Raw genomic sequence first — 22,475 nt, 5'->3', positions numbered from 1 at the left:
ATGCAATTTTATAAAATGAACAATTTGAATAACAAATCCGTTTTTACAATAAAATGAAAAATTGAATAAAGATTAAATAAGGTTAAAAACCTGCTTTAAATCATTTAAAATAGATAATTTGAAATTATTGATTCAATAATTTATAAAAAGAAGGAGTCAAAATATTGGTTACACCCTTGACATTAATCAAACTAAAAAGTTTGAAGACAATTATAGTTGACTATTAGATGACTTTTGTACAATCAACTAACAATTATGAAAAGTTAAAGTTTCTTTTAAAATAAAGATTTAAAGAGGATCAAGGGTTTATTCCTTAACATTACAGCACCCATAATTGCTGCAAAAACAAGTAATAAAACATCATAATCATCAAGAGGAAGGCCACAAGGAGCTTGAAAAGTTTGAGACACGGTATAAATCTGACCAGTATGCATCGAATCGCCTAATAAGGTACAGGTTCCTTGTGAAGATCCGGATATTGATACGTATGTATGTGGTCCGCAAACCCCTTCGTATAAAACAAAATTCACACCATTACCAGTTTTATAAACAGTACCAGAACTAACCGCATTAAAAACTTTACTATAGTCAGGACTATCATAGTTTAAAACTAAACAGCCGGTTTGAGCTGAAGCACAAATAGAAATAAACAGTAAAATAAAAGCAAAACACAGGATCTTCAACATCTTCCGCAGATTTTACGTAAAGATTAAAAAAAGGCTTTTAAAAATACCAAAATGTAAAGAAAATCATACGAAAAATATTTTTTCGATCATTATATATGAGTACCCGATATTTAATATTTTCTTAATATTATGGTTTAAAGATTATAACAAAATCTAAACAGGCTGCACAAAGGCTAAAAAACCTGTTAACTGTAGTTTTCGTTTAAAATCTTATATTTGCAAGCATAGTCGTTTATTTCCAGAAGATGAATAAATTTATCGGTATAGCCGTTACAATAATTTGTATGGGTTTGTTGTGGAGTTTAAGCTGTTCAGCATCAATCCCTATCAGTTCAGTCCCTCCTCCACCTAATGGTTGCCTTGTTGGTGGCAGAATGTACACCCGATATATCAGGACAGTATATGAATATGATCCAAATGATGCATCAAGAGTTAATGAGTATCGCTATATATTTAGTGATGATACTTCTGCCCCTGAAAGCTGTGTAAATGGCGGAAGTGATTTTTATGGCCCAAGTCCTGGTGGTTCTGGCACAGTTGCAATTGGTTGTGACATTAATAAGCTCGATTACGCATCAACGGTACATAATCCATCAAAATCCGGCTTTACAATTGTATGCCCATTGGATACAAATATTTATCTATTACTATTATCTTCCTCAGTGCTTGTTTTTTTTCATTTCAAAAGAAATAATATGAAAAACGTTAGCTTGGGATAAAAAGTTTTAAAATATTAATAAACTTTTAGTGAACTAAGCTGCCCATCTTACATGGCTTTGCGTCTTAAATGATAAAACGAATAAATAACCGGGAACAATCCAAATAAAAAAATGTAATCATCAAGTGGTAATAGTAAATAGCTGAACGTTCGTTTTCCTCCAATTCCTCCATCACCATTATCAATATAATAATGTGAATTATCGGCACATACAAGTAAGGTTAACCCTAAATCCTTATATATACATCCATTACTGATGTAGCAGGGCGAAGCGCCGAGTACATTATTATCTGGGCATTGATAGGTCTGTCCAAAAGCAGGCCCTAAAAACCATAAAAAGAATAAAATGAATAATGTATAAGCCCGCATAATGTATAATGTCTTCATCAAATACAACCGTAAGTTGTAAACATGCTAACTCAATTTTTCTGATTAGATCAAAAGAACCGTTGTAATCATGTATTCCTACATTATAAGCGGGATAGTACATCAATATAAGCATTAAATACTTAAATTAATCAGCCCGATGGAGGGACATAATATCGGATAAGCCCGAAATCATTTTCCCATTAATTTTTTTTTGAGCATCTTTAACCCATATTTTGCGTGTATTGCCATGGGCAGTTACTGTATAACATCCCGATTCTTGAATATGATCCCAATAAAAGCAATTATCAAATTTCTTTGCATCTTATCTGTTTGCGCAATGTTTGTAAGCTGTGCTTCGAGGAAAGAACATAGTCTGTTTAATGCGCCAAGTGATATTGTTACCGACACTATTAAACAGGTATATGTGGTAAATGATCAGGGTATTAGTGATGCTTACTATAAAATAAAGGTGAATGATCAGTTGGCCATCCGAAATTTACAAAATAAAGAATTTGGTGCCACAGCCTCTACTAACAGCGGTACAAGCGGTAATCAGACAGCGGGTGGAACCATCAATAATACCCTTTCTTATTTAGTTGATATTGATGGCAAAGTAAACCTCCCCGCTATCGGAAAAGTAGAGGTAATAGGCCTGAGCAGAAGGGATGCTGCTATAAAAATACAGGACTTATATTCGAAACAATTGCTACGCGACCCAATTATAGAACTCAGTGTGGTAAATTTAAAGGTTACTTTATTAGGTGAATTTAGCAAGCAGGGAAATTTTTTACTAGAAAGGGAAAACACCACCCTTATTGACATTATTGGTGAAGCAGGTGGGATAACTAAAACAGCCGATCCTAAAACGCTTAAAATTATTCGTGGTGATAGAAGTCATCCGGAAATTATTTATGTCAACCTGAACGACATTAACAGTTTGGCAAGCAAAAAGCTTGTGCTTCAAAATAACGACATCATTGTACTTCAACAGACCAAAAGTGCTGCGCTTAGCGAGAAACTAACCAGTGTAAACAATATTGTACAACCCTTTCTTGTAGTAGTCAATTTAGCAGTATTAATCTTTACCCTTACCCGCTAATGGATAATACAACAACAACCGAAAACAGGAAACTAGCCAGCCAAACCATTAATTATTGGAAAATTACCTTAATTTTCCTGAGCAGATGGTATTGGGTTGCCGGAACGGTACTGATCAGTTTTATCCTGGCCTGGCTGTACGTGCGTAGCATTACCCCTATTTACATTACTTCTGCTTCGCTAAAATTAGATGGCGATCAGCAGCAACAAATGGCTTCACTTCCAGGTTCACCAGTAAACTATCGTCCTTTTAATCAGAATCAGATACAGACTGAAGGGATTATTATGCGCTCGGAAGATGTGATTTTAAATGCCTTAAAAAACCTCGATTATAAAATCAGTTATTATCTTGAAGGACGTGTACGGGTAACAGAACTTTATCCTAAACAGCCTTTTCAGGTTGATATTTTAACTCAGGATTCTGTTAATTTCAGCAGGGCTACCTATTCTGTTAAACCCGTTGATAGCAAAACTTTTGAATTATCGAGCAGCGATGACAATAATAAGGTTTTCAAAAAATATCATTACGGCCAAGCCATCAATGCCGGGAATATGGTGTTTACTGTTAAAAGCGAAATTCCATCTGCCGGGAATTATAGTTTCAAATTCAATGGACTTAGAGATTTGTATGGCAGAGCTGCAGGAGGATTAAATGTATTTGAACAGGAGAAAAACACCAATATTATGGGCGTTACGCACACTGATAGTAACCCGGTTTTCTCTGCGAATGTACTTAATGAAATTATAAAACAATATGTAAAAAATGATGCGACACTTAAGAAAAGGTCGGCCAAACAAACCATTGATTATTTAGACAGCCAGATTGCCTTTTTAGATGCACAAGTAAATAAATCGGGGAATAAACTTTCTAGCTTTCAAAGCAATAACAAACTCATAGATCCAAATAGCGACAAGCAAATTAGCAGTTCTAAACTTGGTAATTTACAAAACCAGATTGCTGAGCTACAGCTGCAGGAACTTGGCATTCAACAACTAGAAACTCAGGTAAAAAATAATAAAGATCGGATTCAACTCAACCTTAATTTAGAAGGCACCAACAGCACGCTGTTAACAGGCCTGATAACCCAACTTAACGGGCTTATTATAAACCGGGAAAACAAGTTACAAAACTTCAATCCCGATGCTCAGCCCATCCAGGATATTAACAGGCAGATTAATGAAGTAAAGCAGGCCATTGTAACCAATATCCGGTTGTTGCATGAGCGCAACCAAAAAACCATCAGTTATATTAACGGACAGATTGGGCAAGCCAATCAGGCACTTAGCAGCATACCAGCCAAACAAAACGATTTCGCCAAGTTACAGAGCAACTTTGATATCAATCAGAGGATGTTCTCCATGTTGTTTGAAAGAAAACTTTCAGCACAGATCAGCTCTGCGGCAGTAATATCCGGCGCAACCATTATCAGCGTGGCACAGCCTTCTTTTTATCCTATTTCCCCAGTCCCTAAAAAAATCTATTCTTCTTACCTCTTTATGGGTTTATTTTCGGGCCTTGGCTTAATTTTACTGGTCAGGATTTTAAATCCTTACCTCTACGATATAGAAACCATTGAAGGCTTAACAACAACACCGATTATCGGGGTAATTTTAAAATATCCCAAAAAAGTTCAGCCGGGCGAAAGTGTTTTATCAATAGAACGTCCAAAGTCAATATTTGCTGAATCGGTTAGGTCTGTGAGAACCAACCTAAGCTTTATGGCAAGCGATAAAGATACCAAGGTAATCGCTATTACTTCTGAAGTTTCGGGTGAAGGAAAATCATTTGTAAGTTTAAATCTTGCCGGAACACTTTCTATTATTGAGAAAAAAGTAATCATCATAGCTGCCGATTTACGTAAATCAAAACTTCATCATGCTTTTGGTTCCGATAACAGGATTGGCCTGAGCAGTTATTTGTCTAAACAGGCCGGTTTGTCCGATATTATCTTTACCGACGAAAGGCACAACATTGATTACATTACCTCCGGGCCTGTACCGCCAAACCCTTCGGAGCTTTTGCACCACAAAGCAATGGAAACATTACTCGAAAAACTTAGGGAAACTTATGAGTATATCATTATAGATACAGCACCTGTTGGTTTGGTATCAGATTCAATCCCATTGATTAGAAAAGCAGATGTTAATCTCTTTATTATCCGTTCGGGTGTTTCTAAATTCAGGGCGGCAACCATCCCTGATCGTTTATCAAAAGAATACGGGCTTAACAACATTGCCATTATATTAAATTCTTTTGGTGATGAGAAATTACATGCCAATATCTATACCACTAACTACGCCCATAGCAATACCGGAACATATTATTATTCGAATTATACCGGTTATGGAAAAAGTGGCTATTACGATGATGAGAAGAGCTGGTGGGAATTTTGGAAAAAGAAATAAGATTGAAAAGGTAAGAAGGATGATGAGAGATCGAAATAAGATTAAGTTTAATGATTGATCAAAATTACAGGTGGTATCCGGTTTATACGCGGTCGAGAGCAGAAAAAAAGGCTCATGAAGAATTAAACAGAAAAGGGATTTTAAGTTACTTACCTCTAAAAAAGACAGTTAAACAATGGAGCGATCGTAAAAAAATCGTAGAGGAACCCTTGATTAAATCGTATCTGTTTGCGTATATTTCGGCTAAAGAATATGCAGAAGTTTTGATGACCAATGGTGTAGCCAGGTTTATTTATTTCTCCAGCCAAATCGCCCCTATTCCTGACCAACAAATTAATGATCTTAAACTCTTACTTGCTACAGATACCGATCTTGAGCTGATCGATTATGATATAAAACCAGGAGAAAGGGTTTTGATTAAAGCCGGGCCTTTTAAAGGAATAATTGCCGAATTGGTATCTATACAAAATAAACAGCGTATTATTTTACGTTTACAAAATATGGGCTATTCAATTAACATCAACACATCCGTAGCTTTTGTAGAACCGCTATAGAAATGTAAAAGATTGGATAGTGATGTGGAGATAGGTTGAGGAGGAGTTAATTTAGCAAATACTGATGCTTTAGCATCAACATTATTCATAAAATGAATCGGTTCATTTTTAAAAATAAAATGTGACTGAAAGGGCGAAGCTGTATCCAGCGCGATCTAATCGTATCAAAATTCGTCGGGATTAAAATACAATGTGCCGTATAGGAGGTATTATAAATAGCAAGAATTCGTTAGAAAAAGTTAACCACCAGGTAAAAACCATGTGCGATAGTATGCAGCACGGTGGACCAGATGACCATGGCATTTATATGGCTGAAGATGCATCTGTTTGTTTGGGAAACAGAAGACTGGCAATCCTCGATCTTACCACCAATGGTCATCAACCCATGGTAAGCCATAAAGAAGATATTGCCATTACCTACAATGGCGAAATTTACAATTATCAAAAAATCAGGACTGTATTAATTAATCTGGGTTACATATTCAAAACCCAAACTGATACGGAAGTAATACTTTATGCCTACCAGCACTGGGGAGAAAATGCTTTCGAAAAACTGGATGGTATTTTTGCGTTCAGCATTTATGATAAAAGGCATCAATGTGTGTACCTGGTACGCGATCAGAATGGCATAAAGCCCTTATATTACCATTTTAATAATGAAACCTTAACTTTTGCTTCTGAAGTAAAGGCATTTAAACATGCCGGAATTTCACAGGAAAATGAAAACTGGCGGATTTATTATCTTGCATTCGGACATATACCTGAGCCTTATACCACACTAAAAAATGTGTGCAGCCTGGGTAAGGGCTGCTTTTTAAAATATCATGTTAGAAGTGCAGAATACGATGTGCAATCCTATCATGAATTTGAAAACACTTCTTATATCAGAAACGAGAGTTACGCCATTGAGCTAATTCGCGAACAATTGAGGGACTCCATTAAACAGCAGATGATATCAGACGTTGATGTTGGCGTACTGTTTAGCGGCGGCCTTGATTCGAGTATTCTCACCATTTTGGCCAATCAACATAGCGGAAGAAAACTATCATGCATTTCTGCCAACTTTAATGAAATAGATTTTTCCGAAAAAAAACAGCGCAATAGCCTGCTTCAAAAAATTGAAGTACAAAAGATAGAAAAACTTATTACCTATCGTGATTTTGTACAGAATTTTGAAACCGTATTAAGCAACATGGATCAACCTACAAATGATGGAATTAATACCTGGTTTGTATGTAAAACAGCAAAAGAGCAAGGAATAAAAGTGGTACTATCTGGCCTGGGGGCTGACGAACTTTTTGGCGGTTACCCTTCTTTTGACAGGATCCATAAAATACAAAACTTAAACTGGTTAAGTAAAAGCGTATTACGAACCATGCGTTTCTCCAACAATACAAAATTTAAAAGATTATATTATCTCAGTTTAAATTCTCCCATTGGCGAGTATTTATGTTTGAGAGGGGTGTATTCTCCCGATGTTATAGCAGAATTACTAGATATCGATATGAGAACGGTGATCGATTGCCTGGAAGAAATTCCGTTGCAGCCCGGCATCAAAAAAACCAGTAACGAAACCCGGGCAAGCTGGTTCGAGTTTAACATGTACATGCAAAACCAGCTGTTAAAAGATACCGATTTTATGAGCATGAGCCATGGTGTTGAGGTTAGGGTGCCCTTTCTCGACCGTAACTTTGTTGACCTAGTGCTTTCTATTTCAACAGAGATCAAATTCAGCTACGAACAAAAAAAGAAACTTCTGGTAGAAGCATATAAGGAGGATTTGCCGGTAGAAACATGGAAAAGATCAAAAATGGGCTTCACCTTTCCTTTTCAGGAGTGGATGAGGAAAAACAGTGATATTGCCGATCCCTCACGTTACCACAATAAACGCGCAAAATCGCTCATCAAAAGCTTCGGAGAAAACAAATTACACTGGAGCTCGGCCTTGGCTTTATATAGAACTTACCATGCCAGTTAAAGTATTATTTTTAACGCTTAAAACTTTTAGCTTAACCGGCGGCATTGAAAAAGTGTGCAGAAGTATATCCCGTGTTCTATACGATCTGAGCGAAGAAGAAATTGTTCAATCTACCGTGTATTCGATGTATGATAAAAATACAGACCGCGATTCTAGGTATTTGAGTAAACAACAATTTAAAGGCTTTGGAGGAAAAAAAGAGCAGTTCGTTGTTCAATCTTTTTTAAGTGGGTTAAAGGCAGATGTTATTTTATTGAGCCATATTCATTTAATCAATATTGTTTATTTCATCAAGAAAGTTTATCCCCATAAAAAGATTTACCTGATGGCGCATGGAATTGAAATCTGGAAAAAGTTATCAGATTCCAAACTCAAGATTTTAAACCAGTTAGATAAAATCATCTGTGTCAGTCATTTTACAGCTCAAAAGATTATGGATATGCACCATATACCGGCTGAAAAAATCGAAATATTAAATAATTGCCTCGACCCATTTTACCACCTCTCTACGCAGTTTGAAAAACCAAAGGATTTATTGAATAGGTACCGTTTAAATGATGAAAATATAATTTTGTTCTCACTATCGCGTTTATCCTCTTCTGAAAAATATAAAGGATACGATCATACCATTGAACTTTTACCAAAACTACTGGAGAAATACCCAACGCTAACTTATTTGTTAGGCGGCAAATGGGATGCGATAGAAAAGAAAAGATTAGATGAGTTAATTATAAAAAACAATCTTCAGGATTACATTAGAATGATCGGTTTTATTGATGAGACGGAAATTACCGAACATTTTTTATTATCCGACATCTTTATTTTGCCAAGTAAAAAAGAAGGATTTGGCATCGTATTTATCGAAGCATTAGCCAGCGGTTTAAGGGTAATTGCAGGCAATAAAGACGGAAGTGTAGATGCACTTCAGGGAGGAACCCTGGGGGTACTTGTTGATCCTGATGATCAGGAAGGCATTTTAATTAGTATTTGTAATTTATTGGAGCACAAACAAAACGAAAGCGATAAAAAAAATCTTCAGGAAAAATGTATGGAGGCATTTGGATATGCACCTTATCTTCAATCCGTAAAAAGCTTGCTTTTAAACGGGATGATTAATCACACCGAAAAAATGGATCAAACACAATATTCAGGATTGGTTAACCCCAAAATTTATGGTTAAAGAGGAACAACTATGGACCATCGAGGCAAAATCATCCTTACTCGATTTAAAGCTGAATGAGGTTTGGGCATACCGGGATCTGTTGGTATTATTAGTGAGAAGAGATTTCGTTTCTTTTTATAAACAGACCATTTTAGGCCCGCTCTGGTTTTTTATTCAACCCCTGTTTACCACCATCATTTTTACCTTTATTTTTGGCAACCTCGCAGGCATCTCAACTGATAGCCTACCGAAGCCCTTATTTTATATGGCCGGCATTACGGCCTGGAATTACTTTGCTGATTGTTTAACCAAAACATCATCTGTTTTTAGGGATAATGCTAGTATTTTCGGCAAAGTATATTTCCCAAGGTTAATTATGCCATTAAGTATTGTGGTAAGTAATCTGGTGCGCTTTGGCGTACAGATGTTGTTATTTCTCATATTAATGGCCTATTATTATTTTTCAGGCGCAAATTTCAACATCAGCTGGGCAATTTGTCTGTTCCCGGTAATTGTAATATTAATGGCTTTATTGGGTTTGGGTGCAGGGATGATTATCTCAGCCATGACCACGAAATATAGGGATCTGGCTTTTCTCATCGGTTTTGGTGTGCAGTTATTAATGTACGCTACTACTGTAATCTATCCTCTATCTGAGGCTATTAAGAAATATCCGGCATATGCCTGGATTATTGAGTATAATCCGATGACGCCAATTATTGAAACTTTTAGATATGGATTTTTAGGACAAGGGAGCTTTAGCTGGTTTAGTTTAGGTTGTGCTACAATTGTTACTATAGTTTTACTATTGGTTGGTACTGTGGTTTTTAATAAGGTAGAACGGAATTTTGTTGACACCGTATAAATGGGAAATGGAGATGGATAACGGAAAGCACAACTTTAAGCATATTTTAAATGTCTAACATTGCAATAAAAGTAGAAAACCTAAGTAAGGCTTATCAATTGGGCCAAATTGGTACAGGAACGATCAGTCGCGATTTAGAACGTTGGTATGCGCGCATCCGAGGTAAAGAAGATCCATTTCTGCGGATCGGGGAAAGTAATGACCAAAATACCAAAAGTGAAAGCGATGTAGTATGGAGCTTAAAAGATATTAATTTCGAAATTGAGCAAGGAGATGCAGTAGGTATTATTGGGCGAAATGGTGCCGGGAAAAGCACCCTGCTTAAAATATTGAGTAAGGTAACTGCTCCAACAACTGGAAAAATATCTGGCAAGGGGCGAATTGCCAGTTTATTAGAAGTGGGTACCGGTTTCCATCCAGAGCTCAGCGGTAGGGAAAATATTTTTTTAAATGGTGCTATTTTAGGTATGCGTAAAAAAGAAATCCAACGCAAACTGGATGAAATTGTAGATTTTGCAGGAATTGAACGTTATTTGGATACACCTGTAAAAAGATATAGTTCAGGCATGTATGTGCGTCTGGCCTTTGCCGTTGCTGCGCATTTAGAAAGCGAAATATTAATTGTAGATGAAGTATTAGCTGTTGGCGATGCAGAATTTCAGAAAAAATGTTTAGGCAAGATGGGAGAAGTGAGCAAGGGAGAAGGAAGGACTGTACTTTTTGTGAGCCATAATATGGGCGCGGTAAAGCAACTTTGCAACAGTGGAATAGTACTTAAAAATGGTCTTGTGAGTTACAAGTCGGATGCTATGTCTGAAGTTATTAATAAATATCTTACTACAGAAAATAAAGAATTGTCAAACAGCCTTAATATTGATGGCAAAAAATACAAAAATCAATATTTCATCCCCTTGATGATAAATACTAAAAAAACTTCATATAGCCTGAAAGAAGAGGTTGAAATTTCTATTTTGGGAGAAGTTTTGGAACCTAACAGCTCGTTGCAAATAGGATTTTCCTTATTTGATGCTGATGGCAATAATCTATTATGGTCATTTCACACAGACACAATTACTCAAAATAGCTTTCCAACAGGCAAAATCAAACTCACAACTTCCATTACTCCTTACTTGTTGAATGAGGGAAAATACTACATTTCCCTAGGTGTTGCAATATTCAACCAGTTTTGGATTATAGATCCCGATAATAACAATGATAGAATATATTTTGAAATTAATGGTGGTTTTGATTTTTCAAACTTTTGGACGGAAAAGAGGCCAGGGATTCTCGCAAACAAATTTAACTGGAAATTAGAAAAATAAAATGGGATCAATGACAATGGGGCCTGATAAAAGGCTTGTTGAATTTATAAAAGAAAAATATCAAATTACCAACTTTATAGAAACCGGCACCTACCAAGGTGGTACTACTGAATGGTCAGCTGATGTTTTCAAAAATGTATATTCGATTGAATTTTCGGAACATTGGTATAACCATACTAAAGAAAGACTAAAATCAAGGAAAAATGTAAATCTTTTATTTGGCGATACAAAAAGTATACTTCCAGACATCCTTCCAGAAGTAAATAACGCCATTTTATGGCTCGATGCACATTGGTGCGGTGACTATTCTTTCGGAGAAAAAGACCAATGCCCCTTATTGGTTGAGTTGGAAATCATTAATAGGTTTAAACATCTGTTCGACAAATTGTTTATCATGATTGATGATGCTCGTTTATTTTTATCCCCACCACCTCATCCCCATTCCTTAACAGATTATCCTGATTTTTCTGAAATCATGCAAGCACTTACACCAGAACGTCAAATTTATGTATTTAATGATATTATACTGGCTGTTCCAAAATCCTACCGGCAGGAATTTAATATTCTGCTTCAAAACCTGGCTACAGAAGATTTAAAAGTTGATGTAGTGCCAATGCCTTCAATCAAAAACCAAATTGTTAGAAAATTCAGGTATAAAATATCTACAATAATGACTCGGAAAAAATAAACTATTTCCTAAAAATCAAAGAAAAAAGTTGTTAAGAAAAATTAAAAATAAACTTCGTTACACTGCAGTAGGAAAGCTGTATGGTTATTTCACTTTAAGAAAATTGTTTAGAAAAAAAGTTGAAACTTTTAACGCAGACTTAGCTAATTTCCGATTAAGTGAAGGAAATACGAATCTCAGATTCGGTCAAGATTACGATCATTACCCATTATTAGATGACCGAACATCTATTACCGAAATTGAACCTCACTATACTTATCATCCCGCATGGGCAGCGAGAATTTTAGCGAAAACCCAACCCAAAAAACACGTCGATATTTCTTCAATTTTACATTTCAGCACCATAGTATCAGCATTTATACCCGTAGAATTTTATGATTACAGGCCTGCGAAAATTAAACTGGAGGGACTAGACACCAAACATGCCGATTTGACACAATTACCTTTCAGAAGTAATACGATTGACTCTTTATCATGCCTGCATACACTTGAGCATATTGGATTGGGAAGATATGGAGACGAAATTGATTATGATGGCGACCTCAAGGCAATTAACGAATTGATTAGGGTATTGGCGGTTAATGGAAACTTACTTATAGTTACTCCGATTGGCAAAGCTAAAATAGCATTTAACGCACACAGGATTTACGCATACGATCAGATTATTTCTTACTTTTCAAAACTAGAACTTATTGAGTTTTCCTTGATTCCTGATAGGTTTGAAAATATTGGTATGATTAGAAATGCCAGTAAAAAACAAGCAGATGAGCAAAATTGGGGCTGTGGCTGTTTTTGGTTTAAAAAATCTTTAAATGATCAGTATTGAATTACAAGGTAGATTGGGAAATCAGTTGTTCCAATATGCATTTGCTTACGCTACCGCTAAAAAACTAAATTCGAGATTTTATTTTGATAGGAGATTGCAATCTTTATTTATTCCCAAATATTTTGCGCAAACAAAAGATATCTTCTATTACTTAGACCAAACGATATTTTCTTTAAAGGGGTTTGATGATTTTTTTTCAGTTTATCTCAAACAAAAATTTTATGCGTTGTTAAGAAAAACCCTAAATTATGAAAAAGTATATATATCAGATCAGTTGGAGCCGCAGCTGGAGAGCTTAAAACTGAACGATCAGAAATTATTTACCGGATTTTTCCAATCGGAGTATTATTTCGCTGCCTATAAAGAAGAAATAAAAGCCAAATTAGTTATTAAAGAAAAATATCAGACAGATTTTAGAAATATATTTAACGATCTTCCCCAAGGATACAAATATGTGGTTATACATGTTAGGCGATCGGATTATTTTCACTATGACATACAATTACCAGCAGAATATTATCACAATGCAATTTCGTCCATTGAAAGCGAAAACAATTACTACATATTAATTAGCGACGATACAGATTTTTTAGAGTCTGAATTTGGGTACCTTAATAAAAAATATATTTCCCGATCAACGGAAATTATCGATTTTCAGTTTTTAATGCAGGCAGATATTTGTATCATTTCGAATAGTACTTTTAGTTGGTGGGGGGCTTATTTAAATGTTAAAAACGCACCTGTGTATGTACCAAACAAATGGTTTCCAGATTATGGAAAAATAGAATCTCCTTGCAATATTTTATTAGATAACTGGAATCTCATCCAGATTTAATGGTTTACATATTACAAATTAAAAAATGAAAACTGTTTCAGTTATTATTCCTACCTATAATAGAGATTTCTTCATAAGAAGAACCTTGGAAAGCTTTATAATACAAAACTACCCCAATATGCTCGAAATTATTGTAATTGATAATAACTCAACAGACAATACATTAGCGGTAGTAAAAGAATTGTCTAAAAAATACCCAATAATAAAATATTTCGAGGAACCAAGGCAAGGCGTCCACTATGCACGCAATTCTGCAATAAAATATGCAAAAGGTGAGGTATTATATTATACAGATGACGATATGATTGCGGAACCTGATTTGTTAACGAACCTGGTTCAAACTTTCGAACTGAATGATAAAATTGCGGTGGTAAGTGGGCGGGTACTGCCTAAATGGGATATTCAGCCTCCAGACTGGGTACTAAAATATTGCCTAAATGCTCACTTAAGCCTCAATCTAGACGAAACTCCTTTAATCATCTCCGATCAAATGATTAATATTTTTAGCTGTCATGAAGCAGTTTTAAAAGAAGCAATAATAAAGGCCGGGGGCTTTAATCCAGAAAATACAAGAGGCGAATGGATAGGAGATGGAGAAACAGGACTATCCATAAAACTTCTTGATCTGGGTTATCTTCAAGCCTACAATGGTTTATCTGTTATTAACCATATTATTCCAAAAAGCAGAATGACGCAAAGTTATTTAAATAAAAGGTTTGCAAACCAGGCTAACTGCGATAGTTTTACAATTTACAAGGCCGCCAATGGTTTGAGCAATTCAAAACTGTTCAGCAACATTCTTAATAATTTTATTGCTGTTTTATATAAATCGTTAGCTACACCCTGGCACTTCATAAGAGCTAAAGATAATTGGAGAATTACAATGGCCCAGGTTTTTTACCACAGCAACCGCATTGCTTACGACATCAAGTTGATAACCAGACATCATATGAGGAATCTTGTACTGAAAGATAACTGGATTGAACAAAAACAACTAAATGAAAGATAGCATAACGCAAAAGTCCATTACGTTCTTTATGTTGGTAACCAACCGAGACTGCATGTTTGGAGATTATGGTGTTAAAAGTTTTAAAAAAATATATTCTAGACTTAATCATTCTGAAAAACAACATTTTAAATTATTCATTTATTTAAATGCGCTCACCCCAGAAAATCTTAACGAATATGCAGTAAAATGGGCGGCATATCCTTATGTTCAGATATTTGACAATACAGAAAAAATAAGGAATAAAAACTTTGTTGCTGGTGAGACGATTACCTCTCCCGAAGGAATTGATAGAGTGAGAGATGACATTAACGAAAATTATGATGAACTCTGGACCTCAGAACTTCCCAAATTTGACACAGATTACATTGCAACTGTTGATGCAGATTTTGAAGTATTAAACGCAGAATTTTATTTTCATCTACTGATGGCTTTACAAAATCCGGATTGTTTATTCGCCAGTACCTGTTATAATGAAAGCGCATATTGTTTTGATAGTTATTCTAATAGAAACATGCACTTGTACGAACGAAACCACACCTGGTTTTGTATTTATAAGAAGGAAGCATTTGAGCTATCCAAAAGATCTCACTTTTATTACGAGGAAATCCGTGATGGTGAGGTGCACGCATTCGATTCCGCCGCTTATTTTCAAAACGAATTAAGGACAATACCAGGCAAAAAATTTTACCACCTCTCCAATAAATACCAGTCAAATTTTATTCATTATGGGGCCGGGTCAAAAAACATATCTATAAATAAGTCTAGCATTTCCTTTTACCGTAAGTTGATGATCACTTGTAAAATTGGTCCGATACATAAATGGACAAACATAAAAGTTGTTGATTTACTTAACAAAATAGCACGAAAAGTGATCTCAAAAATCTTCAGAAAAAAAATCAATTCATTAAGTGCTGAAAGAAGCAAATTTATTTTTAATCAAGCTTAACTATGATAGAAAGCATTACTGTGCATGGACTATTACTCGCACTAATCATAAGGTCAAATTTTCATAAGGAAGGCATAACTTTCTTCACCCCACAAGATTATTCGCAACAGTTGGGGTACATGAACCGGCCTAAAGGTTATATTATACCGCCGCATGTGCACAAGCTTGTAGAACGAAAAGTAACCCTTACACAAGAAGTGCTATACGTTAAATCAGGCAAAGTACGTGTAGATTTTTACAATGATGACCAGGTTTATCTCGAGAGCAGAATGGTGGAAACGGGAGATGTAATTTTACTTGCTGCAGGTGGGCACGGCTTTGAAATGTTAGAGTCATCAGAGCTCATAGAAATTAAACAAGGTCCCTATTGTGGAGAGGAAGACAAGGTTCGTTTCGATCATATTCCTAAAAATATCAAATAATGAGCGCAAACTTTAGACTTTATAGTCAATATTACGACCTTCTATATAGAGACAAAAGCTATGAAGCAGAAGTTGATTATTTGGACGCCCTGATCAAACAATACGATTCTGAAAGTAAAAAAATCATAGAATTAGGTTCAGGAACAGGCAAACATGCAAACTTGCTATCAGCAAGGGGATACCAAATTCTTGGTTTAGAGCGTAGTCCGGAAATGGTTGATATTGCCAATCGCTCAAAAGCAATTAATGTTGACTTTAAAGTAGCAGATATTACCAATTTCGAAATTGGCCAATTCTTTGATATTGCTTTGTCGCTCTTTCACGTTATCAGTTATTTAATCAACAGTCAAAGCTTAATCGATACATTTAGAAATGTACATCGTCATTTAAATTCGGGCGGCCTGTTTATTTTTGATGTTTGGCATAGCTTAGCAGTAAATTTTCAAGTTCCAGAAAAGCGAACCAAAATATTTCAGGATCAAAATATTGAAGTTACTAGAAATGCAAATCCAGTGATACGTCAAGAATTAAATGTTGTTGAAGTCAATTATGATATTACAGTAAAAGACCTTCGTGACGGTTCGACCCATTTCTTTGAAGAGCAGCATCCAATGCGGCACTTCAGCAGACCAGAAATAGAACTACTAGCTTGTGCAACAGGATTTGAACTAATCCACAGTGAAGAATTTATAAGCAAGAACACACCCACAAGCGAAACCTGGGGCGTGTGTTATATTTTAAAAAAATTATAATGCATCCGATTCCAGTTAACACTCCCCTACTTAATGGCAATGAATTAAAATACCTAACTGAGTGTATTGAAACAGGCTGGATCAGTAGCGAAGGGCCTTTTATTAGTAAATTTGAGGAACAGTTTAGTAGATATATTGGTAGTTCGTACGGAATTGCAGTTAATAACGGTTCTGCAGCCTTAGATATTGCAGTTAAAGTTTTAAATATTGGCCCTGGAGACGAAGTAATCATGCCTACTTTCACTATTATCTCTCCAGCGCAATCTGTTATTACGGCTGGTGCATTGCCTGTATTGGTAGACAGTGATCCTTTGACCTGGAATATGGATGTTACCCAAATTGAAGCAAAGATAACAACCAGAACAAAAGCCATTTTAGTGGTCCACATTTATGGACTACCAGTAGATATGGATCCTATAATTGAATTAGCCAAAAAATATAAGCTGAAAATAATCGAAGATGCAGCAGAAATGCACGGCCAAACCTATAAAGGTAAAATGTGTGGTAGTTTCGGCGATATTAGCATTTTTAGTTTTTATCCAAATAAACACATTACTACCGGTGAAGGTGGCATGCTTCTCACTAACAGCAGAAAGCTGGCAGATAGATGTAAAAAACTCCGGAACCTCTGCTTTGAACCTGATGGTCCCCGCTTTGTCCACCACGAAATAGGCTGGAACTACCGGATGACAAACCTACAGGCAGCACTAGGTGTAGCACAATTGGAACAACTTGAAGGTTTTATAATCAAGAAAAGAGAAATAGGTGCAAATTATCAACAAAGGCTTTCTTTCTTACAAGAAAAAGGGTACCAACTGCCTCTTGCAAAAACAGATTTTAGCAAGAATATTTATTGGATATTCGGTTTGATTGCACCAACCTTAGCCGAAAAAGAAAACATAATAGCTCATCTCACCAAAAACAAAATCGGTACCCGGCCTTTCTTTTGGTGCATGCATGAACAACCTGTATTTCAAAAGATGGGGTTGTTTAAAAACGAAAATTATCCCATTGCAGAAAGGCTAGCCAGAAATGGTTTTTATCTACCCAGCGGATTAGGTTTAACAATTGATGAACTTACAGCAATAACAACCTGCATTCATGAAAAAATTGTTTAAAATAGGTATCTGGCATTACCATGGCGGGAGCTATGCAAATGGTGGTGCATTTGCATACACGCAAGCATTGCAAGAAATCTTAACTAAAACCTCGTTTTCAGGCACTGAAATTGTTCATATTGGATACAACATTGATAAAATCTTTAAATCAGCGTCAAACGTGTTGTCGCTCACCCCTATTTACAGAACTAGATGGCCGAAACTACTCAACTCCATATGTATTCGGCTACCATTTTTCGGAATTAAATTAAGCAATAGAATCAAAAAAAAGTACAATAATAAGTTAATTGATAATTTAAAGCATGCTGGAATTGAAGTAATTTACTACATCAATCCGGGAATTGAGATTGACAATTTTCCGCACGTATCAACCCTTTGGGATCTTGGCCATATTTCTATGTTTGCTTTCCCTGAAGTAAGTATGCACGGAAAGCTGGAAAGCAGAATTGAAAATCTAAACCGGGATATCAATAAAGCACTAATTATTTGTGCAGAATCTGAGGCGGGAAAGAAAGAACTGATCCGGTATTGTCCTGTTAATCCCGACAGAATTCACGTGATACCGATGATTCCTGGCCTGATCGTAAAAGATCAGATTGCGACCGAGCAGGTAGATATCTTAGCAAATCACAAGTTTTTCATTTACCCTGCCAGGTATTGGCCACATAAAAACCATTACAATCTGCTACTTGCCTTCCAACAATTTATATTTTTTTTTCCAAAGGTAAAACTTGTATTTACAGGAGCAAATCAAAATAATATTGATTACATTACTAGTGTCATCCAAAGCTTAGGCCTCGAAAAAAATGTTATCCAACTCGGTCTGGTCAGTCTACCACAACTGAAATGGTTATACAAAAATGCCATTTCACTGGTAATGCCAACTTTCCTTGGGCCAACGAATATGCCACTAGTTGAAGCCTATTATTTGGGCTGTAAAGTAATTTGTAGCCGATTAGACGGACATGTTGAACAACTGGGCGAAGCAGCCCGATATTTTGATCCGCTAGATCCGAACGAAATTTTTGTTCAAATGAAAAGCCTCTACGAAGAGTCAATTGGAGATCAAAAAAAGGCTGTCGAAATCTCATATAACGAAACAGAAACAATTGCTGCTCTAAATTCTCTTTTTACGAAGGTAAAACATATCAAAAGAACCTGGGGAGCCGTAGACGAAATTTCATAATTTTTGGAAAAAAGGATTTTTTTTATTTCAAGTTCACTTTATCCGGTAAATAACGCTGCTGGCGGAAGTATTGTACTATACCGACATTTAAAACGGTTTGAACAGGAAGGTTATCAGGTTACCTTTATTAATTGCAGTCCGGTTAATAAGGGAAATACCAGCTTCAGGCAAATTAACCTTGAAAAAAAATTCTGGCACCCGCCCTTAAGAAAAGCGACTCCGTTTTTAACCAGCATGAGAACGCGGTTACAAGCAAGATCTCTGACCAAAGCGCTTCATTTTACCAAAGGCGATATCTTAATCGGGTTATTAGAAGATTATGTAAGTTACCTGGTCCATTTCCTTGCAAAACAAGCTAATATTCCATTTTATCTCTTTTTCCACGATGATAATATTTTCAACCGATATTTTAAAGAGAATATTCTCACAAGAAAACAAATCACTAGAATAATTGAAAATTGCAGGCATTTTTTTGTGGTTTCAGAACAGATGAAAGAGATTATTTCTTTGCATGGCGGGAAAAATGTATCTGTTGTTTACCCAATACCTGATGGTACCTTTATAGCTCATGGCAGAAGAATAAAATCCGAAAAATTCAATTTTGCCATTTCAGGGATGCTATTACCATATTTTTTTGAAAAAACGGTCGAAAAAATTAATGATGCGGTTGAAGAAACTGATACAAACATAATCATGATTGGTTCTTTTAATCAGGATTACAAAGATTCTTTACAGAATTCGAGCAAAATTTCTTTCTACAAAAAATTTGAAGAACTCTATGATCTGTTCAACTTCATGGTGGAAGAAACTGATGTGATCATTGTTTTTTATTCTTCAGATACAAATGAAGAAATCAGATCGAGATACAGCTTTCCAAGTAGATTTGTCGAATTCTGCCATTTAGGTATACCAGTACTTATTATAGCTCCCCAATCTTCAGCAATAGGCAAATGGGCCGTTAAAAACGCTTGGTTAAGCTATGTTGATAATGAAACAAAAACAGATTTGGTAAGTATTATAAATAAACTCAAAAATCCGGATTTCAGATTAGCATGTGTTAAACAATGTAGGTATTTTGCTGAAATGGATTTTAACCCGATAAAGATCCATAACAGGCTAAAATTATTAATAGAAAATAACTGAGCCCATTGAGCAGTACGTTAAAGCCAATACAATTAAAATGACAACCGATGTTTTCAAATCTTTAACCCCACTTTTTGAGCAAAAGTCCAATCTGGATTCGATAAAAGATTTTCATGAAAAGGTTAACCTTACCTTTCATAATATTGAAGCAAAATATTATGATAAAATCCATGCTGAAATGTGGATTAATCTTCCCGAACAGATTGACCGCATTATTAATCATCTTTGTGCCTGGCTAGACGAGCAAAAAATACAAAAAATTAAAGTTTTGGATCTGGGTTGCGGAACAGGTTTGGCTGCTCAACTTTTAATAGATTCATTAGTTGGCAGAAAAATAGCATCCATGTTTCTGCTAGATCCCTCTCATGCTATGTTAGAGAGAGCAAAAAAACGCTCATTGAAATGGAATATACCTATAAATTCGAGATGTGGATATATTGAAGATGTAGACGAAAAATTCGATCTCATTATTACTTCTTCCGTTTTGCATCATATTCCAAATATTCCACAATTCATCTCGGGCATAGAAAACAGGTTAAACACAAACGGTGTCTTTATAAGCCTGCATGATCCCCTTGCTGAAGCAATCACTTCTGAAACATACCAAAACAGAACAGCACGCCTAATTCAAACCACAAGAGCTAATTTTCAAAACAGGACACTTAAACAAAGGATTATTGGGAAAATTATACGCATACTGAAGGGGAATATTAAACTAGAAACCTATATCGCAGAGGTAAATCAAGAACTGATACAATTAAATGTTATCAATACTCATCTTACTCCGGCAGAGATATGGAGTATTACAGATATCCATGTAGAAGGGCTACCTTATTCTGCCAACAATGGCATTTCTTTAAAAAATCTGGAGGAATCGGTAAAGGGACTTTCCCTGGCATATTTTAATACCTATTGTTTTTTTGGCACGCTAAAATCTGACCTACCAGAAGAGTATAAGGCGGAGGAAAATAACTTGACTTTAGCCGATGATAAATTCGGCAGAAATTTTAACAGCATGTGGATCAGGAAATAAACAATTTAAACGTTCTTTTTATTCTACCCGAATATTACCCTCATTCAGGAGGAGGAATTTCGACATATTATCTGCAATACATTGATTTTGTGAGATCTCATGTTGCAAAAATAAAAGTTGTGGTAGGCAGTGCTTATACCCAATCTTTAGATAGCTTTCTGCATCATGATATAGAAGTCGAATACCTCAAACCCGACCTTTTCCATAAATACCTCGATAGGTTCAAAAAATTCGATTTCATACCACAATATAAGAAAGCGATTGCCTCTGCATGGGCCATGTGGGAACAGGTTAACGCAGGTGCAGGGTTTGATCTGGTAGAATGTACCGATTTTGGACTTGGTTTTATTCCCTGGCTAATTCACCACAATATCCCCGTTGTAACCCGTTTGCATGGAAGTTCAGGTCAAATTGAACTATATGAACGGGAACTTCAGGGGATTTTATTTGGAGACCAGTGTAGACAGACAGAACTTTCCTTACTAGAAAAAGCAGATGCGCTAGTTACTCATAGTCAGTCTAATTATACATTTTGGCAAGATATTTTTCCTCATAAACAAATTAATCTTATCTCACCGTTATTTAAAACGAACTCTACCCCTGCTAAATTTATTCAAAAGGAGAATTTTGCTATCGTATGCAGCCGAATCCAGGAATGGAAAGGTCCGGATATTTTATGCCGGGCAGTTAAAACAATAGCTAAACCAGTATTAATCAAATGGTATGGGCGCAACACCATGTTTACCGAAAGTTTATCCAAATCAGACCAACTTCTCGAAAAATTCCCCGAAATATGGAATCGCACAATAGTACCTCAGGGGCAAGTTTCTCACCATCAGTTGAAAGACATTCAAAAAAAAGCAAAATTTGCCATCATTCCATCCACATGGGACATATACAATTTCACCTGTCTAGAATACATGAGCATTGGCACGCCAGTAATTTGTTCAGATGGTGCAGGTGTTTCATCACTCATTAAAAATGGAATAAATGGTTTTAAATATGCTTCCAATGATCATATTGCGCTTGCGTCGTGTATTGAAGCAGTTAACAACATGGATCAAATTGCTTATGAAAAGATGACAAGCGAAGCATTAAAAACTGTTAAAAGCCTGATGTATACCAATATTATTAATGACAACATTAAGTTAATGACTCAGGTTATTCAAAAATTTGATGTGATTGCTCCCAATCTATTTAACCAGGCATTATATCTCCCATCAGATAAAAAATACGCCATTGATATCGTTCTGAACCAACAGCCATTGAGTAAGCTTTTAAAATATATTACCAAAAGATTGAAGAATAAAATTTTGGGGCGGATAGACAAATGAAAAACTTAGTTTACAACCATTTGCA

Annotated in this window: 22 protein-coding genes; 20 read left to right on the top strand and 2 right to left on the bottom strand. The window is 35.7% G+C overall.

What is annotated here, in order from left to right:
- Nucleotides 1-275: 275 nt before the first annotated feature.
- Nucleotides 276-686, bottom strand: coding sequence for a hypothetical protein (locus ABD769_RS01995; RefSeq protein WP_344848941.1), 411 nt, complete (start codon nucleotides 684-686; stop codon nucleotides 276-278).
- A gap of 245 nt (nucleotides 687-931) precedes the next feature.
- Here ABD769_RS01995 and ABD769_RS01990 point away from each other — a divergent pair, with 245 nt between their 5' ends.
- Nucleotides 932-1,405, top strand: a complete 474-nt coding sequence (locus ABD769_RS01990; protein ID WP_344848939.1) for a hypothetical protein — start codon at nucleotides 932-934, stop codon at nucleotides 1,403-1,405.
- Between the two features lie 47 nt (nucleotides 1,406-1,452).
- Here the strand turns inward: ABD769_RS01990 and ABD769_RS01985 are convergent, their stop codons facing one another.
- Nucleotides 1,453-1,791 (bottom strand): hypothetical protein, encoded by a 339-nt coding sequence (locus ABD769_RS01985; RefSeq protein ID WP_344848937.1) that lies wholly within the window; start codon nucleotides 1,789-1,791, stop codon nucleotides 1,453-1,455.
- Between the two features lie 319 nt (nucleotides 1,792-2,110).
- On the opposite strand from ABD769_RS01985, the gene ABD769_RS01980 reads away from it, so the two are divergent.
- The 19 genes from ABD769_RS01980 to ABD769_RS01890 all read left to right on the top strand — a co-directional run bounded on the left by ABD769_RS01980 (nucleotide 2,111) and on the right by ABD769_RS01890 (nucleotide 22,450).
- Nucleotides 2,111-2,872 (top strand): polysaccharide biosynthesis/export family protein, encoded by a 762-nt coding sequence (locus ABD769_RS01980; protein ID WP_344848935.1) that lies wholly within the window; start codon nucleotides 2,111-2,113, stop codon nucleotides 2,870-2,872.
- Nucleotides 2,872-5,277 carry a GumC family protein gene (locus ABD769_RS01975; RefSeq protein ID WP_344848934.1) on the top strand — a complete coding sequence of 802 codons (2,406 nt, stop codon included), beginning with the start codon at nucleotides 2,872-2,874 and terminating at the stop codon, nucleotides 5,275-5,277. Before ABD769_RS01980 ends, ABD769_RS01975 begins: the two co-directional genes overlap by 1 nt.
- Before the next feature lie 50 nt (nucleotides 5,278-5,327).
- Nucleotides 5,328-5,831 carry a UpxY family transcription antiterminator gene (locus tag ABD769_RS01970; RefSeq protein WP_344848932.1) on the top strand — a complete coding sequence of 168 codons (504 nt, stop codon included), beginning with the start codon at nucleotides 5,328-5,330 and terminating at the stop codon, nucleotides 5,829-5,831.
- 190 nt (nucleotides 5,832-6,021) lie between these two features.
- A complete protein-coding gene (gene asnB / locus ABD769_RS01965; protein WP_344848930.1) occupies nucleotides 6,022-7,809 on the top strand; it encodes an asparagine synthase (glutamine-hydrolyzing) in 1,788 nt (595 codons plus the stop codon).
- Entirely contained in the window at nucleotides 7,799-8,989 is a 1,191-nt protein-coding gene (locus ABD769_RS01960; protein ID WP_344848928.1) for a glycosyltransferase family 4 protein, read from the top strand. The genes asnB and ABD769_RS01960 overlap by 11 nt, the downstream gene beginning before the upstream one ends.
- Nucleotides 8,982-9,836 (top strand): ABC transporter permease, encoded by an 855-nt coding sequence (locus ABD769_RS01955; RefSeq protein WP_344848926.1) that lies wholly within the window; start codon nucleotides 8,982-8,984, stop codon nucleotides 9,834-9,836. Before ABD769_RS01960 ends, ABD769_RS01955 begins: the two co-directional genes overlap by 8 nt.
- 50 nt (nucleotides 9,837-9,886) lie before the next feature.
- Nucleotides 9,887-11,158 carry an ABC transporter ATP-binding protein gene (locus tag ABD769_RS01950; RefSeq protein WP_344848924.1) on the top strand — a complete coding sequence of 424 codons (1,272 nt, stop codon included), beginning with the start codon at nucleotides 9,887-9,889 and terminating at the stop codon, nucleotides 11,156-11,158.
- A 16-nt stretch (nucleotides 11,159-11,174) separates the two neighbouring features.
- Nucleotides 11,175-11,846 (top strand): hypothetical protein, encoded by a 672-nt coding sequence (locus ABD769_RS01945; protein ID WP_344848922.1) that lies wholly within the window; start codon nucleotides 11,175-11,177, stop codon nucleotides 11,844-11,846.
- Nucleotides 11,847-11,874: 28 nt separating this feature from the next.
- Nucleotides 11,875-12,672, top strand: a complete 798-nt coding sequence (locus ABD769_RS01940; RefSeq protein WP_344848920.1) for a DUF268 domain-containing protein — start codon at nucleotides 11,875-11,877, stop codon at nucleotides 12,670-12,672.
- Nucleotides 12,659-13,507, top strand: coding sequence for an alpha-1,2-fucosyltransferase (locus tag ABD769_RS01935; protein WP_344848917.1), 849 nt, complete (start codon nucleotides 12,659-12,661; stop codon nucleotides 13,505-13,507). Before ABD769_RS01940 ends, ABD769_RS01935 begins: the two co-directional genes overlap by 14 nt.
- 25 nt (nucleotides 13,508-13,532) lie before the next feature.
- Nucleotides 13,533-14,516 (top strand): glycosyltransferase family A protein, encoded by a 984-nt coding sequence (locus ABD769_RS01930; RefSeq protein ID WP_344848915.1) that lies wholly within the window; start codon nucleotides 13,533-13,535, stop codon nucleotides 14,514-14,516.
- A complete protein-coding gene (locus tag ABD769_RS01925; protein ID WP_344848913.1) occupies nucleotides 14,506-15,462 on the top strand; it encodes a hypothetical protein in 957 nt (318 codons plus the stop codon). Before ABD769_RS01930 ends, ABD769_RS01925 begins: the two co-directional genes overlap by 11 nt.
- A gap of 119 nt (nucleotides 15,463-15,581) precedes the next feature.
- A complete protein-coding gene (locus tag ABD769_RS01920; protein ID WP_344848911.1) occupies nucleotides 15,582-15,884 on the top strand; it encodes a cupin domain-containing protein in 303 nt (100 codons plus the stop codon).
- A complete protein-coding gene (locus ABD769_RS01915; protein WP_344848909.1) occupies nucleotides 15,884-16,636 on the top strand; it encodes a class I SAM-dependent DNA methyltransferase in 753 nt (250 codons plus the stop codon). The genes ABD769_RS01920 and ABD769_RS01915 overlap by 1 nt, the downstream gene beginning before the upstream one ends.
- Entirely contained in the window at nucleotides 16,636-17,754 is a 1,119-nt protein-coding gene (locus tag ABD769_RS01910; RefSeq protein ID WP_344848907.1) for a DegT/DnrJ/EryC1/StrS family aminotransferase, read from the top strand. The genes ABD769_RS01915 and ABD769_RS01910 overlap by 1 nt, the downstream gene beginning before the upstream one ends.
- Nucleotides 17,738-18,940 carry a glycosyltransferase gene (locus ABD769_RS01905; protein ID WP_344848905.1) on the top strand — a complete coding sequence of 401 codons (1,203 nt, stop codon included), beginning with the start codon at nucleotides 17,738-17,740 and terminating at the stop codon, nucleotides 18,938-18,940. The genes ABD769_RS01910 and ABD769_RS01905 overlap by 17 nt, the downstream gene beginning before the upstream one ends.
- 3 nt (nucleotides 18,941-18,943) lie before the next feature.
- Nucleotides 18,944-20,083: a glycosyltransferase gene (locus ABD769_RS01900; protein WP_344848903.1), complete on the top strand. Its 1,140-nt coding sequence runs from the start codon at nucleotides 18,944-18,946 to the stop codon at nucleotides 20,081-20,083.
- A 37-nt stretch (nucleotides 20,084-20,120) separates the two neighbouring features.
- On the top strand, nucleotides 20,121-21,116 hold the full coding sequence (locus tag ABD769_RS01895; protein WP_344848902.1) for a class I SAM-dependent methyltransferase: 996 nt from the start codon (nucleotides 20,121-20,123) through the stop codon (nucleotides 21,114-21,116).
- Nucleotides 21,101-22,450, top strand: coding sequence for a glycosyltransferase family 4 protein (locus tag ABD769_RS01890; RefSeq protein ID WP_344848900.1), 1,350 nt, complete (start codon nucleotides 21,101-21,103; stop codon nucleotides 22,448-22,450). Before ABD769_RS01895 ends, ABD769_RS01890 begins: the two co-directional genes overlap by 16 nt.
- Nucleotides 22,451-22,475: the final 25 nt, after the last annotated feature.

The organism is Pedobacter jeongneungensis (assembly GCF_039538295.1).
Classification (GTDB): domain Bacteria; phylum Bacteroidota; class Bacteroidia; order Sphingobacteriales; family Sphingobacteriaceae; genus Pedobacter; species Pedobacter jeongneungensis.
The sequence above is the reverse complement of the archived record's forward strand: the minus strand, read 5'-3'. Positions and strand labels throughout refer to the sequence as shown.

Bases quoted from the DNA above. Each gene is read 5' to 3' on its own strand.
- ABD769_RS01990 (WP_344848939.1), top strand. From the start codon at position 932: ATGAATAAATTTATCGGTATAGCCGTTACAATAATTTGTATGGGTTTG.
- ABD769_RS01895 (WP_344848902.1), top strand. From the start codon at position 20,121: ATGACAACCGATGTTTTCAAATCTTTAACCCCACTTTTTGAGCAAAAG.
- ABD769_RS01935 (WP_344848917.1), top strand. From the start codon at position 12,659: ATGATCAGTATTGAATTACAAGGTAGATTGGGAAATCAGTTGTTCCAA.
- ABD769_RS01960 (WP_344848928.1), top strand. From the start codon at position 7,799: ATGCCAGTTAAAGTATTATTTTTAACGCTTAAAACTTTTAGCTTAACC.
- ABD769_RS01905 (WP_344848905.1), top strand. From the start codon at position 17,738: ATGAAAAAATTGTTTAAAATAGGTATCTGGCATTACCATGGCGGGAGC.
- ABD769_RS01925 (WP_344848913.1), top strand. From the start codon at position 14,506: ATGAAAGATAGCATAACGCAAAAGTCCATTACGTTCTTTATGTTGGTA.
- asnB (WP_344848930.1), top strand. From the start codon at position 6,022: ATGTGCCGTATAGGAGGTATTATAAATAGCAAGAATTCGTTAGAAAAA.
- ABD769_RS01920 (WP_344848911.1), top strand. From the start codon at position 15,582: ATGAACCGGCCTAAAGGTTATATTATACCGCCGCATGTGCACAAGCTT.
- ABD769_RS01945 (WP_344848922.1), top strand. From the start codon at position 11,175: ATGGGGCCTGATAAAAGGCTTGTTGAATTTATAAAAGAAAAATATCAA.
- ABD769_RS01910 (WP_344848907.1), top strand. From the start codon at position 16,636: ATGCATCCGATTCCAGTTAACACTCCCCTACTTAATGGCAATGAATTA.
- ABD769_RS01955 (WP_344848926.1), top strand. From the start codon at position 8,982: ATGGTTAAAGAGGAACAACTATGGACCATCGAGGCAAAATCATCCTTA.
- ABD769_RS01950 (WP_344848924.1), top strand. From the start codon at position 9,887: ATGTCTAACATTGCAATAAAAGTAGAAAACCTAAGTAAGGCTTATCAA.
- ABD769_RS01930 (WP_344848915.1), top strand. From the start codon at position 13,533: ATGAAAACTGTTTCAGTTATTATTCCTACCTATAATAGAGATTTCTTC.
- ABD769_RS01915 (WP_344848909.1), top strand. From the start codon at position 15,884: ATGAGCGCAAACTTTAGACTTTATAGTCAATATTACGACCTTCTATAT.
- ABD769_RS01980 (WP_344848935.1), top strand. From the start codon at position 2,111: ATGTTTGTAAGCTGTGCTTCGAGGAAAGAACATAGTCTGTTTAATGCG.
- ABD769_RS01985 (WP_344848937.1), bottom strand. From the start codon at position 1,791: ATGAAGACATTATACATTATGCGGGCTTATACATTATTCATTTTATTC.
- ABD769_RS01995 (WP_344848941.1), bottom strand. From the start codon at position 686: ATGTTGAAGATCCTGTGTTTTGCTTTTATTTTACTGTTTATTTCTATT.
- ABD769_RS01975 (WP_344848934.1), top strand. From the start codon at position 2,872: ATGGATAATACAACAACAACCGAAAACAGGAAACTAGCCAGCCAAACC.
- ABD769_RS01970 (WP_344848932.1), top strand. From the start codon at position 5,328: ATGATTGATCAAAATTACAGGTGGTATCCGGTTTATACGCGGTCGAGA.